At 71.5% G+C, this 14,877-nt stretch carries 14 protein-coding genes; 10 read left to right on the top strand and 4 right to left on the bottom strand.

Annotation, left to right across the window (positions count from 1 at the left end; translation table 11 throughout):
* Window positions 1–95 precede the first annotated feature (95 nt).
* Window positions 96–311, top strand: a complete 216-nt coding sequence (locus LH62_RS31170) for a DUF1127 domain-containing protein (RefSeq protein WP_043362896.1) — start codon at window positions 96–98, stop codon at window positions 309–311.
* Between the two features lie 84 nt (window positions 312–395).
* Here LH62_RS31170 and LH62_RS15955 read toward each other — a convergent pair whose 3' ends face one another.
* Window positions 396–1,031, bottom strand: a complete 636-nt coding sequence (locus tag LH62_RS15955) for a glutathione S-transferase family protein (RefSeq protein WP_043362894.1) — start codon at window positions 1,029–1,031, stop codon at window positions 396–398.
* A 33-nt stretch (window positions 1,032–1,064) separates the two neighbouring features.
* Here LH62_RS15955 and LH62_RS15950 point away from each other — a divergent pair, with 33 nt between their 5' ends.
* Window positions 1,065–1,790 (top strand): SOS response-associated peptidase, encoded by a 726-nt coding sequence (locus LH62_RS15950; RefSeq protein ID WP_043362892.1) that lies wholly within the window; start codon window positions 1,065–1,067, stop codon window positions 1,788–1,790.
* On the opposite strand, the gene LH62_RS15945 is transcribed toward LH62_RS15950, so the two are convergent.
* From LH62_RS15945 to LH62_RS15935, 3 genes are read right to left on the bottom strand one after another with little or no spacing between them, the layout of a single operon-like run.
* Window positions 1,780–2,709 carry a dihydrodipicolinate synthase family protein gene (locus tag LH62_RS15945; protein WP_043362890.1) on the bottom strand — a complete coding sequence of 310 codons (930 nt, stop codon included), beginning with the start codon at window positions 2,707–2,709 and terminating at the stop codon, window positions 1,780–1,782. The two genes, LH62_RS15950 and LH62_RS15945, sit on opposite strands and share 11 nt — an antisense overlap.
* A 1-nt stretch (window position 2,710) precedes the next feature.
* Entirely contained in the window at window positions 2,711–4,138 is a 1,428-nt protein-coding gene (locus LH62_RS15940) for a M20 family metallopeptidase (protein ID WP_043365944.1), read from the bottom strand.
* A gap of 5 nt (window positions 4,139–4,143) precedes the next feature.
* Window positions 4,144–5,394: a flavin-dependent oxidoreductase gene (locus tag LH62_RS15935; protein WP_043362889.1), complete on the bottom strand. Its 1,251-nt coding sequence runs from the start codon at window positions 5,392–5,394 to the stop codon at window positions 4,144–4,146.
* A gap of 120 nt (window positions 5,395–5,514) precedes the next feature.
* Here LH62_RS15935 and LH62_RS15930 point away from each other — a divergent pair, with 120 nt between their 5' ends.
* The 8 genes from LH62_RS15930 to LH62_RS15895 all read left to right on the top strand — a co-directional run bounded on the left by LH62_RS15930 (window position 5,515) and on the right by LH62_RS15895 (window position 14,796).
* Window positions 5,515–6,078: an ANTAR domain-containing response regulator gene (locus tag LH62_RS15930; RefSeq protein WP_043365943.1), complete on the top strand. Its 564-nt coding sequence runs from the start codon at window positions 5,515–5,517 to the stop codon at window positions 6,076–6,078.
* A gap of 127 nt (window positions 6,079–6,205) precedes the next feature.
* Window positions 6,206–7,429: a CmpA/NrtA family ABC transporter substrate-binding protein gene (locus tag LH62_RS15925; RefSeq protein ID WP_160299842.1), complete on the top strand. Its 1,224-nt coding sequence runs from the start codon at window positions 6,206–6,208 to the stop codon at window positions 7,427–7,429.
* A gap of 1 nt (window position 7,430) precedes the next feature.
* Entirely contained in the window at window positions 7,431–8,696 is a 1,266-nt protein-coding gene (locus tag LH62_RS15920; RefSeq protein ID WP_043362887.1) for a CmpA/NrtA family ABC transporter substrate-binding protein, read from the top strand.
* A 3-nt stretch (window positions 8,697–8,699) separates the two neighbouring features.
* The gene (gene ntrB / locus LH62_RS15915) at window positions 8,700–9,569 is read left to right on the top strand and encodes a nitrate ABC transporter permease (protein ID WP_043362885.1); all 870 of its coding nucleotides are present in this window, start codon (window positions 8,700–8,702) and stop codon (window positions 9,567–9,569) included.
* Between the two features lie 13 nt (window positions 9,570–9,582).
* Window positions 9,583–10,377, top strand: coding sequence for an ABC transporter ATP-binding protein (locus LH62_RS15910; protein ID WP_043362883.1), 795 nt, complete (start codon window positions 9,583–9,585; stop codon window positions 10,375–10,377).
* Between the two features lie 11 nt (window positions 10,378–10,388).
* A complete protein-coding gene (locus LH62_RS15905; RefSeq protein ID WP_052214565.1) occupies window positions 10,389–11,588 on the top strand; it encodes an NAD(P)/FAD-dependent oxidoreductase in 1,200 nt (399 codons plus the stop codon).
* Window positions 11,588–13,312, top strand: a complete 1,725-nt coding sequence (locus LH62_RS15900) for a NirA family protein (RefSeq protein ID WP_043362882.1) — start codon at window positions 11,588–11,590, stop codon at window positions 13,310–13,312. The genes LH62_RS15905 and LH62_RS15900 overlap by 1 nt, the downstream gene beginning before the upstream one ends.
* Window positions 13,309–14,796 carry a sulfite reductase subunit alpha gene (locus LH62_RS15895; RefSeq protein WP_043362879.1) on the top strand — a complete coding sequence of 496 codons (1,488 nt, stop codon included), beginning with the start codon at window positions 13,309–13,311 and terminating at the stop codon, window positions 14,794–14,796. Before LH62_RS15900 ends, LH62_RS15895 begins: the two co-directional genes overlap by 4 nt.
* The last annotated feature ends 81 nt before the right edge of the window (window positions 14,797–14,877 follow it).

The following is a 14,877-nucleotide window of genomic DNA, read 5'->3' as shown; positions in this document are numbered from 1 at the left end:
AACCGGTACAGTTCCCCCGGCATCCGCCTGCCCGTACCGGGACCGCAAGATCGGTCCGCTCCACCCTCCGCAATGCCAGTCCAGGAGATGGAGCCATGCAAACCGCCCTTCGCACGCTCGCCCTCGCCCCTCCCGCCAGCCTGACCCGGCGCCCGCTGCGCGTCCGCGTCACGGCCTGGCTGCGGCTCGGCCTGGCCCGGCACCGCGAGCGGCAGTACCTGCAGGAGATGGAGCCGCGCATGCTCCGCGATATCGGCATCGGGCCGCATGATGCGCTGCACGAGGCGCGGAAAAACTGGTGGAAGGCCTGAGAGACGAGGGGGACCCTGTCCCCCTCGAACTCCCCATGCCAAGGGCCGGTTGAACCTATAGGTTCACCCCCTGGCCCCTTCGAGTCAGCGCTGTTTCGGCGGTGGGGGCTCCGTCGATGCAACGCTCGGCCGCGCCAGATGCCGCGTCAGGTAACTCGCCAGCGCCGGCAGGCCGGCTATGATCGCCCCGGCCTCCGGCAACCGCGCCAGGTAGTAGAGGATCGGCAGCAGGTTCGCATCCGCCAGCGTGAACCCCTCCCCCACCAGATGCCCCGTCGGCGCCACGCTCCGGCCGAGGAAGCCAAGCTGCTCCCGCACCCCCGGCACCGCCGCCTCGATCGCCCCACGGTCCGACGCCCCGTCCCCGGTCCCTGGGAACACATGCGCATAGAGATACCGCCGGATGCAGAGCGGATCGATCACTGTATTCACCACCGAAACCCATTGCTCCACCAGCGCCTGCGCCACCGGCTCCTCCGGGATGAGCCTCGGCCCGGAAAACACCCGGTCGATATAGGTGCAGATCGCCTTCGACTCGTAGAGCACCACCTCGCCATGCCGCATCGCCGGAATCTTCCCGAAGGGATGCAGCGCCCGCATCTCCGGCGTTCCCGGCCATCCCCTCGTGTGGAGATGTGGGACGCCCTTCTCCGCGCAGACCATCCGGCAGGCCCACACATAGGTGCTCCGCGCCACGCCGATGATCTCGAGCTCCGCCATCGCATTCCTCCACCCATGCTGTAGACTGCGCCGATGTGCGGACGATACTTCCAGCAGCGCGGCCCGGCCTCCGTCGCCCGCTACTTCGAGACGCTGAACCCCTTCCCCAACACGCCCCCGAGCTGGAACCGCGCCCCGACGCAGGATGCGCTGGTCGTCCGCCGCCATCCCGAGACCGGCGCCCGCCACCTGGACCCCTTGCGTTGGGGCCTCGTCCCCCGCTGGACCAGCGACCCCTCGGTCGGCAGCAAGATGATCAATGCCCGCTCCGAGGGCATCACGGAGAAACCCTCCTTCCGCGAGGCCTTCCGCAAGCGCCGCTGCCTCGTCACCGCCGACGGCTTCTACGAATGGCGCACCGAGGGCAAGGCGAAGCAGCCCTTCGCCGTGGCGCTGGCCGGCGGCGAGCCCATGGCGCTCGCCGGCCTCTGGGAAGGCTGGCGCGCCCCCGACGGCAGCATTCTCCGCACCTGCACCATCGTCACCGGCGAGGCGAACGAGAAGCTCGCCGCCATGCACCACCGCATGCCGATGATCCTGCCGCGCGAGGCCTGGCCCGCCTGGCTCGGCGAAACCCCCGCCGAACCCGAAGATCTCCTCGCCTTGCTGAAGCCCTACCCGCCCGAGCTGACCCTCGCCTGGCCCGTCACCAGCCGCGTCAACAAAGTGGCCGAGAACGACCCCAACCTCTTGTTGCGCGACCCCTTGGCGATGCCGCCGGCGGGCCTCGACGACCCGCCGCCCGAGTTCAGGGAGTGACCACCGGGTCCCGTGCCGCCAGCCGCGCGAGCAGGTAATCCACCTCCGCCCGCGTCTCGGCCGAAAGCTTCGGCCCCGGCCGCCGTAGCGCGTCGGAGGCAATTATGCCGCGCCGCATCAGCACGTATTTCCGGACGGCAAGCCCAAGCCCCGGCTGCAGCTCGGTCCGGATCAGCGGCAGATGCAGGTCGAAGAGGTCCTGCGCCGCGTCGCGCTCCCCCCTCGCCATCATCTCGCAGACCCGCACCAGCATCTCCGGCACGCCATAGCCGGTCATGATGCCATCCGCACCGCGCGACAGCTCCTCCGGCAGGAACTGCCCGCCGAGCCCGCCGAGGATGCTGACGCGCCGCATCCGCCCCTCGTCGGACAGCCGCCGCAGCGCGCTGATCTTGTCGAGCCCCGGCCAGTCCTCCGCCTTCACCATGACGAGGCGCGGGTCCTCCGCCATGCGCCGGATCATCTCGACCGACATGAAGATGCCGTTCGCCTGCGGATAGTCCTGCAGCACATAGGGCGCCTCACCCACCGCCTCCGCGGCGCCGGCGATGTAGGAGACAACCGCGTCATCTCCCTTCAGCCCCGGCGTCGGTGCGATCATCACCCCCGCCGCACCCGCATCCATCGCACTCCGCGACAGCGAGGCCATGCTGGCGAAGCCCGGTGACGAGACGCCGACCACCACCGGCACCCGGCCATCCACCCGGCGCAACACGCGGGCGGTGAACTCCACCGCCTCCGCCGCATCCAGCTTCGGCGCTTCCCCCATGATGCCGAGGATGGTCAGCCCGCTTGCCCCGGCGGCGAGATAGGCCTCCACCATCCGGTCCGTGCTGCCGAGGTCGAGCGCGCCCTCCGGCGTGAACGGCGTCGGCGCGATGACGAAGACGCCGCGCGCCGTCTCGGTGAGCTGTGCCATATCAGGCCGCCGTCACGGACATGTCGAAGGGCGGCTGCACATCGGGCGACAGCACCGGCTCGTAAGGGTTGGCCGCCGTCCTTGCAGCGAGATCGGCCTTCGCCGCCTCGATCAGCCCCGGGTCGCGCAGGCAGTCGACCGCCGTGCCCGCCATCACCTTCGCCACATGCACCATGCCCTTGTGCGCCGCTGGCAGCTTGCCCTGCGCGGTGAGCTGCCAGGAATGCCCCGGCGTGCCGATCGCATAGGTCGAGCCCCGTGCCTGCACGGTCGGCACCACCCAGGAGACGTCGCCCACATCCGTCGAGCCCATCATCGGCGCTCCCCGCACCTCGAGCGGCACGACGACGTCGCAGAGCGACACGCCCTTGCGCATCGGCAGCCCGATCCGCCGCCAGGAGGCCGCGATGTCTTCCTCGGTCAGCGTCGCCTGGAACTCGGCGGCCCGCGCCCGGTCGAGGTCGTCGAAGGGCGGCGGCCCCAGCCGGTCGAGGTTGTTCTGCATCGCCCGCTCCAGCGGCCCATTGCCGAGCAGGTTGGAGACGCCCGAGACGACCTTCGACGAGACCTTGGTCTCCGTCATCAGCGCCGCCCCGTCGGCGACCTTGCGCACCCGCTCGATCAGCCGCCGCAGCTCGACGAGGTCCCGCGCCCGGATCAGGTAGCGCACCTTGGCCGTCGGCTGCACGACGTTGGGCGCGACGCCGCCCGCATCGAGATAGGCGTAGTGGATGCGCGCATCGCTCGGCATGTGCTCGCGCATGTAGTTGACGCCGACATTCATCAACTCGACGGCATCCAGCGCGCTCCGCCCCAGATGCGGCGCCGCCGCCGCATGGCTGGCGCGGCCCACGAAAGAGAAGTCGATCCGCGTATTGGCGAGGCTGACGGCCTCCTGCACCGCGGCGAAGGCCGCCGGATGCCAGGAGATGGCGACATCGACATCCTTGAAGGCGCCGTCACGGACCATGAAGCCCTTCGCTGCCCCGCCTTCCTCCGCAGGACACCCGTAGTACCGCACCCGTCCGGGCAGGTTGTTCTCCGCCAGCCACTCCTTCACCGCCGTCGCCGCCAGTAGCGAGGCCGAGCCCAGCAGGTTGTGCCCGCAGCCATGGCCGAAGCCCGGCCCCGGCAGCGGCCGCGGCTCGGCGACCCCCGCCTCCTGGGAAAGGCCCGGCAACGCGTCATACTCGCCGAGGATGGCGATCACAGGCCCGCCCTCGCCCGCCTCGCCCATCACCGCGGTCGGGATGCCCGCCACCGTCTCGGTGACGCGGAAGCCCTGCTCGCGCAGCATCGCGGTGTGCTCCGCGCAGGAGCGCGTCTCTGTATAGGCGAGTTCGGGCATGCCCCAGACACGGTCGGAGAGCGCCTCGAAGCCGCCCCGCTTCGCATCCACCAGCCGCCAGATCGCTTCGCTATTGTCCATGATGGTCAGGCCCATGCCTTGAGTGTGCCCGGATCATAGCCCGCCCCGCGCATGTAGCCACCCGTGAAGGCCAGCATCTCCTCGCGCGACATCACATCCTCGATCCGTGCGAAGGGCCGGTCGCCCGTCCGCGCATAGACCTCGCCGAGGATCGCATCCGGCGGCACCTTGCGGTTGGTCAGCACCACCTGCGTCGTCGCCGGCAGCCGTTCCGCCTCATAGGCCTTCAACGCCGTCTCCGGGTCGTCCACATGCTGCGCCAGCCGGTCCGCCAGGCAGCGCGCATCGAGGATGGACTGCATCGCCCCGTTCGACCCTCGTGGCACCATCGGATGCGCCGCATCGCCGAGCAAGGTCAGCCGCCCGAAGCTCCAGCGCGGCAGCGGGTCCTGGTCCACCATCGGGAATTCCAGCACCACGTCGGAAGCGCGCAGCATCGAGGGCAGGTCGAGCCAGTCGAAGACCCAATCCCGCACATAGGCGATGACATCCTCCACCTCGCCCGGCCGGTTCCAGTCGCGGCGGGAACGGTGCTTCTCCGTTTCCACCTCGAAGACCCAGTTGATGAGCTGCCGTCCCTCGTCATCGACATCGCGGCGGATGGGGCAGATCACCATCTTGCCGGTCTTCAGCCAGCCCGCCCGCGTCACGCTCGCGCCCGTCAGGATCGGCGTCCAGCGCGTCACGCCCCGCCACATGTTGTAGCCGGTGTATTTCGGCTCGCCCTCATTCGGGTAGAATTGCCGCCGCAGCACGGAATGGATGCCATCCGCCCCGATCGCCGCACTGCCCCGCAGCGGCTCCGGCGTCGCCCCGCCGCGCCCCGGGGTGAAGTGGATGGTGACGCCATCCTCGTCCTGCTCCACCCGCGCCACCCGCCGGTCGAGCAGCACCGCCTCCTTCCCCAGCCGCTCCCGCACGGCGGCCAGCAGCACGCCGTGCAGGTCCGCCCGGTGGAGCGACATCTGCGGGTGGTCGTAGCCCGCTGCCCGGCCGAGCGGCTCGCGGTGGATCAGCTGCCCGAACCGGTTGAAGAAATTCGCCTCATCCGTCAGCACGCACTGCCTGAGCAAATCATCCTCGAGGCCGAGCCGCGCCAGTTCGGCCGCGGCACGCGGCAGGATGTTCACCCCGACGCCGAGCGGCTTGACCTCCGCCACCGCCTCGACCACCCGGCAGGGGATGCCGCTGCGGTGCAGGCCGAGGGCGAGGGTCAGCCCCCCGATGCCCCCGCCGATGACCAGGATGCCCTCCATGGCGCCTTTCCCCTCCGCCTTGCGGATACTGGCTCCCCCGCCCCCGGGGTCAAGCGCCGCCGCCTTCGTGCCGCGGCACGATCCATGCTTGTCGGCGACCGGATCGACCGGGGAGCTCGCGTGCTGCGCGTCTTGCTTGTGGACAGTGACCCGGAGCGGGCGGCCGCCGTCGAGGCCGGCCTCTCCGCCACCGGCTGCACCGTTGTCGCCATCGCCTCGGGCACGCGCGACCTGACGCGGCATGTCCGCGACACCGGCGCCGAGGTCATCGTCTGCGGCCTCGACGACCCTTCGCGCGACGAGCTGGAGGGCATGGACGCCCTCCACCGCGACGAGCCCCGCCCCGTCATCCTCTTCGCCGAGAAGGCCGAGCCGGAGCAGATCGAGGCGGCGCTGGCCGCCGGCGTCTCGGCCTATGTGGTGGAAGGCATGGCCCCCGCCCGCATGCGCCCAGTGATCGAGGTCGCCATCCGCCGCTTCCGCGCCCATCAGGCGCTGCGCGAGGAGCTTGCTACCGCCCGCCGCGACCTCGATGAGCGCAAGCTGGTGGACCGCGCCAAGGCGCTGCTGATGTCCCGCCACCGCCTCACCGAGCCCGATGCCTATAAGCGCCTCCGCCGCATGGCGATGGATCGCGGACTGCGAATCCCCATCCTCGCAGCGCTTCTCGTGGACGCAGATTAGGCATTATGCCCACATAATAAACCAGAACTGTGCCTCCACGTCTTTCTGCCTATTCTTATCGCATTTTCTTCTTGACCCGTCGCTCCGGCTTCTGGTGCATTGCAGCGGCGAGGCGATGCGCAACGGCGTGCATCGCACCGGCCCCGAGCGGGGCCCGCGCCCGATCCACCCGCGGTCCAATGGCGGCCCGCACCTGGCCCTTCCCGGGCCGGAGGACCGCCTCGTGCCGCTCGATGCCGACGACGCCCCCCGCCCGACGCTCCGCCGCCCGGTTCTCCGTACCCTCCGCCTCGGCTTCGTCCCGCTGACCGACGCCGCGCCGCTGCTTGCAGCGCAGGAACTCGGACTGTTCGATGCCGTCGGTCTCCGCGTGACCCTCTCGGCCGAGCCCTCATGGGCGGCGCTGCGCGACAAGTTGGCCTTCGGCGCGCTCGACGCCGCCCACCTGCTGGGTCCCATGCCGATCGCGCTCGCCGCCGGCCTCACCGGCGTTCGCGCCCAGGTCACGATTGCCGCCGGGCTCGGTGCCAACGGCAACACCGTCACCCTGTCGAACAGACTGGCGCAGGACCTCGGACGCTTCCCCAGCCCGCTCGCCGCCGCCAGCTTCGCCGCCCTGGTCCGCCGGCGCGCCGCGGCAGGCAGGCCACCGCTGACGATCGCCGTCGTCTTCCCTTTCTCCTCGCACAGCTACCTGCTGCGCTACTGGCTGGCCAAAGGCGGGCTCGACCCCGACCGCGACCTCCGCCTCACCGTCGTCCCGCCGCCGATGGTCGCCCAGCGCCTGGCCGAGGGCGAGATCGACGGCTTCTGCGCCGGCGAGCCCTGGGGCAGCCATGCCGCCGCCCTCGGCGCCGGCCGCATCGCGCTGTCCTCTGGCGACATCTGGCCGAACCACCCCGAGAAGGTCCTCGCCTTCGACACTGCCTACGCCACGCGCGACCCGGAGAGCGCGACGGCCTGCACCGCCGCCGTCATCGCCGCCGCCCGCTGGCTGGACGAGCCGGCCAACCAGGCCGAGGCGGTGAACATCCTCCGCCGCCGCGCCTTCCCCAAGCTCGACCGCACCGAGATCGCCGCCGCCTTCGAGGGCACCGCCGAGGGCCTCCCCCTCGACGCCCCGCTCCGCTTCCACAACGCGACGCTGCCGCGCCGCGAGCAGGCCGCCTGGTTCCTCCGCCAGATGCGCCGCTGGGGCCACGTCCCCGCCGCGGTCAGCGACAGCCTGGCCCTCGCCCCCTGGCGCCAGGAGATCTGGCGTGCCGCCGCCGCCCGCCTGCACGAGGCCGAGCCGCCCGCGCCCCCGCCACCCCCATCCTCGCCGCTGACCGACAGCCTGGAGCACGCCTGAGATGAGCCTCACCCGCCGCACCGCCCTCACCGCGACGGCCGCCCTCCTCGCCGCCGCCCGCGCCGCCACGCCCCGCGGCGCCCACGCCCAACGCGCGACCACGCCCGAGGTGAAGAAGGCCGTGCTCGGCTACATCGCGCTGACCGACGCCGCCCCCCTCATCATCGCCAAGGAAAAGGGCCTCTTCGCCAGGCACGGCATGCCCGATGTGGAAGTCTCGAAGCAGGCGAGCTGGGGCGCGACGCGCGACAACCTCGTCCTCGGCGGCGAGCGCGGCGGCATCGACGGCGCGCATATCCTGACGCCGCTCCCCTACCTGATGACCGCCGGGCGCGTGACGCAGAACAACCAGCCGGTGCCGATGGTCATCACCGCCCGGCTGAACACCAACGGCCAGGCGCTCTCGGTCGGCGAGAAGCACAAGGCGCTGAAGCCGACCATCAACTCCAGCAGCCTGAAGCGCGCCCTGACGCAGGAGAGCAAGGTCGCCATGACCTTCCGCGGCGGCACGCACGACCTCTGGATCCGCTACTGGCTGGCGGCCGGCGGCATCGACCCGGACCGCGAGGTGCAGACCATCGTCGTCCCGCCGCCGCAGATGGTCGCCAACATGAAGGTCGGCACCATGGACGCCTTCTGCGTCGGCGAGCCCTGGAACGACCAGCTCGTCAACCAGAAGATCGGCTTCACCGCCGCCGTCACCGGCGAACTCTGGCGCGACCATCCGGAGAAGTCCCTCGGCCTCCGCGCCGACTGGGTGGAGAAGCACCCCAACGCCGCGACGGCGCTCACCGCCGCCGTCATCGAGGCGCAGCGCTGGTGCGACGAGGCCGTGAACAAGGCCGAGATGTGCGCCATCATCGGCCGCCGCGCCTGGTTCAACGTGCCCGTCGCCGACATCCTCAACCGCAGCCTCGGCAACATCGACTACGGCGACGGCCGCAAGGTGGAAGCGAGCCCCCTGCTGATGAAGTTCTGGCGCGACCACGCCAGCTACCCCTATCCGAGCCACGACCTCTGGTTCCTCACCGAGGACATCCGCTGGGGCATCCTCCCCGAATCCACCGACACCAAGGCCCTCATTGCCCAGGTCAACCGCGAGTCCATCTGGCGCGCCGCCGCCGAGCGCGCCGGCGTCCCCGCTGGGGAGATGCCCACCGGCACCAGCCGCGGCCGCGAGACCTTCTTCGACGGCAAGGTCTTCGACCCGGAGAACCCCGCCGCCTATCTCGCCTCCCTTTCCATCAAGAAACTCGCCGGAGCCTGAGCGATGACCATGTTGGCCCAGAAGCCGGCGGCCACCGCCCCGGCCGCCCTCTCGGCGCCGGCGAGCTTCGCCGCCCTGCCGCGCGCCTCGCGCCTCCGCCCCATCCTGGCGCAGGCGATCCCGCCGCTTCTGGTGGTGCTCGCCCTCGCCGCCCTCTGGGAATTCGCCGCCAGCGGCCCCGGCGCCACGCTGCCCCCGCCGAGCAAGGTCTGGACGGATGCGCGCGACCTCATCACCGACCCCTTCTTCGACAACGGTGGCCTCGACAAGGGATTGTTCTGGCACCTGCTGGCGAGCCTGCAACGCGTCGCCCTCGGCTTCGCCCTCGCGGCGCTGGCCGGCATCCTGACGGGCCTCTTGATCGGCACCTCGGACTTCGCCATGCGCGGCCTCGACCCGATCTTCCAGGTCCTCCGCACCGTCCCGCCGCTCGCCTGGCTGCCCCTCTCGCTGGCCGCCTTCCGCGAGGCGCAGCCTTCGGCGATCTTCGTGATCTTCATCACCTCGATCTGGCCGATCATCATCAACACCGCGGTCGGCGTGCGCAACGTGCCGCAGGACTACCGCAACGTCGCCGCGGTGATCCGCCTCCGCGGCCCCGCCTTCTTCTGGAAGATCGTGCTGCCGGCCGCCGCCCCCTACATCTTCACCGGCCTCAAGATCGGCATCGGCCTCTCCTGGCTGGCGATCATCGCCGCCGAGATGCTGATCGGCGGCGTTGGCATCGGCTTCTTCATCTGGGATGCCTGGAACAGCTCCAACCTCTCCGACATCATCGTGGCCCTCACCTATGTCGGCCTGGTCGGCTTCGCGCTCGACCGCATCGTGGCCCTCGTCGGCCGCTTCGCCACCCGCGGCACCTCGGCCTCGTAAGGGAGAACAGCAGATGGACCGCTTCCTCGACATCTCCCAGCTCTCCGTCGCCTTCCCCAAGACGCCGGTCCCCGTTCTCCGCGAGATCGACCTGCAGATCGCCCGCGGCGAATACGTCGCCGTCATCGGCCACAGCGGCTGCGGGAAAAGCACGCTGCTGAACGTCATCGCCGGCCTCCTCCCCGCCACGGCGGGCGGCGTGGTGCTCGAAGGCCGCGAGATCGAGGGCCCCGGCCCCGACCGCGCCGTCGTCTTCCAGAACCACAGCCTGCTGCCCTGGCTGACCTGCTACGAGAACGTCAAGCTGGCGGTGGACCAGACGCTCAGCAAGACGATGTCCCGCGCCGACCGCCACGCCTGGGTGCTGGAGAACCTTGCCCTCGTCCGCATGACCCACGCCAAGGACAAGCGCCCTTCGGAAATCTCGGGTGGCATGAAGCAGCGCATCGGCATCGCCCGCGCCTTGTCGATGAAGCCCAAGGTCCTGCTCCTCGACGAGCCCTTCGGCGCCCTCGACGCCCTGACCCGCGCCCACCTCCAGGACCAGGTGATGGAGATCCACGCCAGCCGCGGCACCACCGTGGTGATGATCACCCACGACGTCGACGAAGCCGTGCTGCTGTCCGACCGCATCGTCATGCTGACCAACGGCCCCAACGCCCGCATCGGCGAGATCCTCGATGTGGACCTCCCCCGCCCCCGCGACCGCCTGGCCCTCGCCGCCGACCCGCGCTTCGTCGCCGCGCGCACGGCGGTGCTGGAATTCCTCCACGCCCGCCACGCCAACCCGGCGCTGGCCGCCGCCTGAGGCCCAGCACCATGCGCATCCTCGTCATCGGCGCGGGCCCGGCCGGCACGCGCTGCGCCGTCCGGCTCGCCGAGCGCCTGCCCGAAGCCCGCGTCACCCTCGCCGGCGCGGAGGCCGCGCTGCCCTATGACCGCGTCGCCCTGTCGAAGCTGCTGACAGGCGACGCCACCATCGAATCCCTCATCACCCACCCCCTGCCGATGCTGCGGCGTTTAGGCATCCACTACCGCCCCGCCACCCCCATCGCCGCCCTCGACCGCGCCGCGGGCGAGGCCGTCACCACCCGCGGCGAACGCCTCCCCTATGACCGGCTGGTCCTCGCCACCGGCTCCACCGCCATCCGCCTGCCGCTGCCGGGCGCCACGCTGCCCGGCACCGTCCTCTACCGCGACATGGACGACGTCCGCGCCATGCTCCGCGCCGCCCGCACCGGCGGCCGGGCGGTGGTGATCGGCGGCGGCCTGCTCGGCCTGGAGGCCGCCGTCGGCCTCGCCGCCCGCGGCATGCGGGTGACGGTCGTCCACGCCGTCGGCTGGCCCATGGAACGCCAGCTCGACCCGGCGGCCGGCGCCCTGCTGACCACCCGCCTCGGTACCCGCGGCATCCGCTTCGCCATGCCGGCGAGCACCACCGCCATCGAAGGCGAGGACCGCGCCCGCGCCGTGCTGCTGGCCGATGGCACCCGCCTCCCCGCCGAGCTGGTGGTGATGGCCGTCGGCATCCGCCCCAACATCGCCCTCGCCCGCGAGGCCGGCTTGCCCGTGGCCCGCGCCATCACCGTGGACGACGCCATGCGCACCGCCGACCCCGCCATCTTCGCCATCGGCGAATGCGCCGAGCATGCCGGCCGCTGCATCGGCCTCGTCGCCCCCGCGCTGGAGCAGGCCGAGGTCGCAGCCCGCGCCATCGCTGGCGAGGCCGCCGCCTGGGCCCCCCGCGCCGATGCCACGGCGCTGAAGGTCTCCGGTACCGCCGTCTGGTCCGCCGGCGACATCGCCGACGCGGAGGCCGAGTGCATCACCCTCCGCGACGAGGCGGAGGAGCGCTACCGCCGCCTGCTGCTGCGCGACGGAAGGCTCATCGGCGCCGTCCTCTACGGCGACACGACGGATGCCGGCTTCTACCTCGATCTCATCACCACCCGCCGCAGCGTGGCGGGATTCCGGTCGGCCCTCGCCTTGGGTCCGGCCTTCGTGCGGGAGGCCGCCTGATGCCCGACACCGGTTTCAGCCCCGAACAGCAGGAATACCTGAAAGGCTTCATGGCCGGCGTCGAGGCCCGCCGCGGCGGCCTCGCCCCGGCCTCGGAGGGCACCGCCCCCGCCGACGCCCTCCGCGCCGCCCAGGACCGCACGCTGGCCGCCGGCGGCAAGCTCGTCCCCCAGGAGCAGGCCAAGCGCGAGCGCCACCCCCTCGACCGCTGGGACGAGCTCGCCGCCCGCGCCGCCGCCGGCCGCTTCCCGAAGCCGATCGAGGACTTCATCGGCCGCTACCACGGCCTGTTCTACGTCGGCCCGGCGCAGGACGCCTTCATGTGCCGCCTCCGCATCCCCGGCGGCATCCTGAACGCGTGGCAGCTCCGCGGCATCGCCGACATCGCCGAGGACTGCGCCGGCGGCTATGCCGACGTCACCACGCGCGCCAACCTGCAATACCGCGAGATCCCGGCCGCGAAGGGCCCCGAGGTGGTGATGCGCCTCGGCGATCTCGGCTTGCTGCCGCGCGGCACTGGCGCCGACAACATCCGCAACATCACCGCATCGCCGACGGCCGGCATCGACGCCGCCGAGCTGGTCGACACCCGCCCCCTGGTCCGTGCCCTCCACCACCACATCCTGGCGACGCGCGACCTCTTCGCCCTGCCGCGCAAGTTCAACATCGCGCTCAGCGGCGGCGGCGCGGTGGAGGTGCTGCAGGAGACCAACGACATCGCGCTCACCGCCATCGAGACGGCCGAAGGCATCCGCTTCAGCCTTAATCTCGGCGGCATCACCGGCCACCGCGACTTCGCCCGCGCCACCGGCGTCGCCATCCCGCCCGAGGATGTGGTCGCCACCTGCGACGCCATCCTCCGCGTCTTCATCGCCGAGGGCTGCCGTACCGACCGCGCCAAGGCCCGGCTGAAATATGTCCTCGACCGCATGGGCATCGGCGCCTTCCTCCACGCCGTCGAGGATCGCCTCGGCAAGACCCTCCCCCGCCTCGCCACCACCACCCCGCCTGCCACGCCCGCGAAGCACGGCCATATCGGCATCCACCCCCAGAAGCAGCCCGGCCTCTTCTATATCGGCGTGACGACCCGCCTTGGCCGCCTCACTGCGGCGCAGCTCCGCGGCCTCGCCGCCCTCGCCGAGCGCCATGGCAGCGGCACCATCCGCCTCACCGTCTGGCAGAACCTCCTGCTGTCCGACATCCCCGAGGCCAACCTCCCCGCCCTCAAATCCGGCCTCACCGCCCTCGGCCTCGGCTGGGAGCCGAGCGCCCTCCGCGGCGGCCTCGTCGCCTGCACCGGCGCCGCCGGCTGCAAATTCGCCGCCGCCGACACCAAGCGCCACGCGGCGGAGCTCGCGGACTTCCTCGAGCCGCGCATCGCCATCGACCAGCCGGTCAACATCCACCTGACTGGCTGCCACCACTCCTGCGCCCAGCACTACATCGCCGATATCGGCTTGATCGGCGCCAAGGTCGAACGCGGCGAGGACATGGTCGAAGGCTACGACCTGCATGTCGGCGGCGGCGCCGGTCCCGAGCAGAAGATCGGCCGTCTGGTCCGTAAGCATGTCGCCCATGACGAGCTCGGCCCCATCCTGCTCAGCCTGCTGCAAGCCTGGCAGCGCACCCGCGCCGAGGCCGAGAGCTTCCACCTCTGGTCCGCCCGCCAATCCGACGAAGCCCTCACCGCCCTCGCCGCCGCCCAGGTCCTGGAGGCCGCATGAACGCCATCTCCCCCACCCCGCTGATTCCCGAATCGGCCCCCTTCACCCCCGCCCAGCGCGCCTGGCTGAACGGCTTCCTCGCCGGCCTCTACGGCGGCGCCGAAGCGACCCCCGCCCCCGCGCCGGAAGCGGAGGACTTCCCCTGGCACGACCCCGCCCTCGACCTCGCCGAGCGCCTGGCGCTGGCCGAAGGCAAGCCGAAGCCCCGCCGCCTGATGGCCGCCATGGCCCAGCTCGATTGCGGCCAGTGCGGCTACATCTGCCAGACCTACGCCGAGGCCCTAACCAGCGGCGCCGAAACCTCCGCCTCCCTCTGCGTCCCCGGCGGCAAGCCGACCGCGAAGGCACTGAAATCTCTCCTCGCCGAAGCCGCCCCCCTCGCCGTACCGGCCCCGCCGAAACCCACCGGCCCCCTCGGCGAGCCCGTTCGCTTCCTCGCCGCCACCCGCCTGACCGGCCCCGCCTCGGCCAAGGACGTGCGCCACGTCACCCTCGACCTCGCCGGCACCGGCCTCGCCTACCAGCCCGGCGACAGCCTTGGCATCGCCGCCGAGAACGACCCCGCCTTGGTCGATGCGGTGATGGCCACCCTCGCCGCCGACCCCACCTTCCGCCCCGTCCTCCTGCGCGAGCGTGACATCGCGCGCCCCCTCGACCGCACGACGGACCTGCTGGCCGGCGCCGCGAAGGATCCGCGCGAAGCCGCCATGCTCCGCAAGCTCTCCGATGGCGACGACGACGCCGAGCCGAAGGACGCCGACCTCCTCGACCTCCTCCAGGCCTTCCCCTCCGCCCGCCCGCCCCTGGTCGACCTCATCGCCTCCCTCCCCGCGCTGAAGCCCCGCCTCTACTCCATTGCCTCCTCGCCCCTCCCCACCCCGGGCAAGGTCGAACTCTGCATCGGCGTCGTGCAGGCCGAGCGCCGCGAACGCCGCCGCGACGGCATCGCCTCCTGCCACCTCGCCTTCCGCGCCACGCCCGACCAGCCCCTCCGCGCTCATATCCACCCCAGCCACTTCCGTCTGCCTGAGAACCCCGAAACCCCCATCATCATGATCGGCCCCGGCACCGGCATCGCCCCCTTCCGCGCCTTCCTCCAGCACCGCGCGGCGACCGGTGCGCAGGGCCGCAACTGGCTCTTCTTCGGCGACCAGCGCAGCGCGACCGACTTCCTCTTCCGCCCGGAGATCGAGGCCTGGCGCGAGGACGGCCTGCTCACCAGCCTGTCGCTCGCCTGGTCCCGCGACGGCGTGCAGAAGGTCTATGTCCAAGACCGCATGCGCGAGTCCGCCGCCGATCTCTGGCGTTGGCTGCAGGATGGCGCCCATGTCTATGTCTGCGGCGACGCCTCGCGCATGGCGAAGGATGTCGACACCGCCCTCCGCGTGATCGCCATGCAGCAGGGCAAGATGAACGCCGACCAGGCCCGCGACTGGATCGTGGCGCTGGCCCGGCAGCACCGCTACCAGCGCGACATTTATTAACTCCCCGCGACACCGCTGACGCGGCGTCCCCGGTCGTCGCTCACGCCCGAAGCCTCGCCTCGCCTGCCACGGCCAAGCCGC

Source organism: Belnapia sp. F-4-1, assembly GCF_000802185.1.
Classification (GTDB): domain Bacteria; phylum Pseudomonadota; class Alphaproteobacteria; order Acetobacterales; family Acetobacteraceae; genus Belnapia.
This window is presented reverse-complemented; position numbering and strand designations above follow the sequence as displayed.

Bases quoted from the DNA above. Each gene is read 5' to 3' on its own strand.
- LH62_RS31170 (WP_043362896.1), top strand. From the start codon at position 96: ATGCAAACCGCCCTTCGCACGCTCGCCCTCGCCCCTCCCGCCAGCCTG.
- LH62_RS15955 (WP_043362894.1), bottom strand. From the start codon at position 1,031: ATGGCGGAGCTCGAGATCATCGGCGTGGCGCGGAGCACCTATGTGTGG.
- LH62_RS15950 (WP_043362892.1), top strand. From the start codon at position 1,065: ATGTGCGGACGATACTTCCAGCAGCGCGGCCCGGCCTCCGTCGCCCGC.
- LH62_RS15945 (WP_043362890.1), bottom strand. From the start codon at position 2,709: ATGGCACAGCTCACCGAGACGGCGCGCGGCGTCTTCGTCATCGCGCCG.
- LH62_RS15940 (WP_043365944.1), bottom strand. From the start codon at position 4,138: ATGGACAATAGCGAAGCGATCTGGCGGCTGGTGGATGCGAAGCGGGGC.
- LH62_RS15935 (WP_043362889.1), bottom strand. From the start codon at position 5,394: ATGGAGGGCATCCTGGTCATCGGCGGGGGCATCGGGGGGCTGACCCTC.
- LH62_RS15920 (WP_043362887.1), top strand. From the start codon at position 7,431: ATGAGCCTCACCCGCCGCACCGCCCTCACCGCGACGGCCGCCCTCCTC.
- ntrB (WP_043362885.1), top strand. From the start codon at position 8,700: ATGACCATGTTGGCCCAGAAGCCGGCGGCCACCGCCCCGGCCGCCCTC.
- LH62_RS15910 (WP_043362883.1), top strand. From the start codon at position 9,583: ATGGACCGCTTCCTCGACATCTCCCAGCTCTCCGTCGCCTTCCCCAAG.
- LH62_RS15905 (WP_052214565.1), top strand. From the start codon at position 10,389: ATGCGCATCCTCGTCATCGGCGCGGGCCCGGCCGGCACGCGCTGCGCC.
- LH62_RS15900 (WP_043362882.1), top strand. From the start codon at position 11,588: ATGCCCGACACCGGTTTCAGCCCCGAACAGCAGGAATACCTGAAAGGC.
- LH62_RS15895 (WP_043362879.1), top strand. From the start codon at position 13,309: ATGAACGCCATCTCCCCCACCCCGCTGATTCCCGAATCGGCCCCCTTC.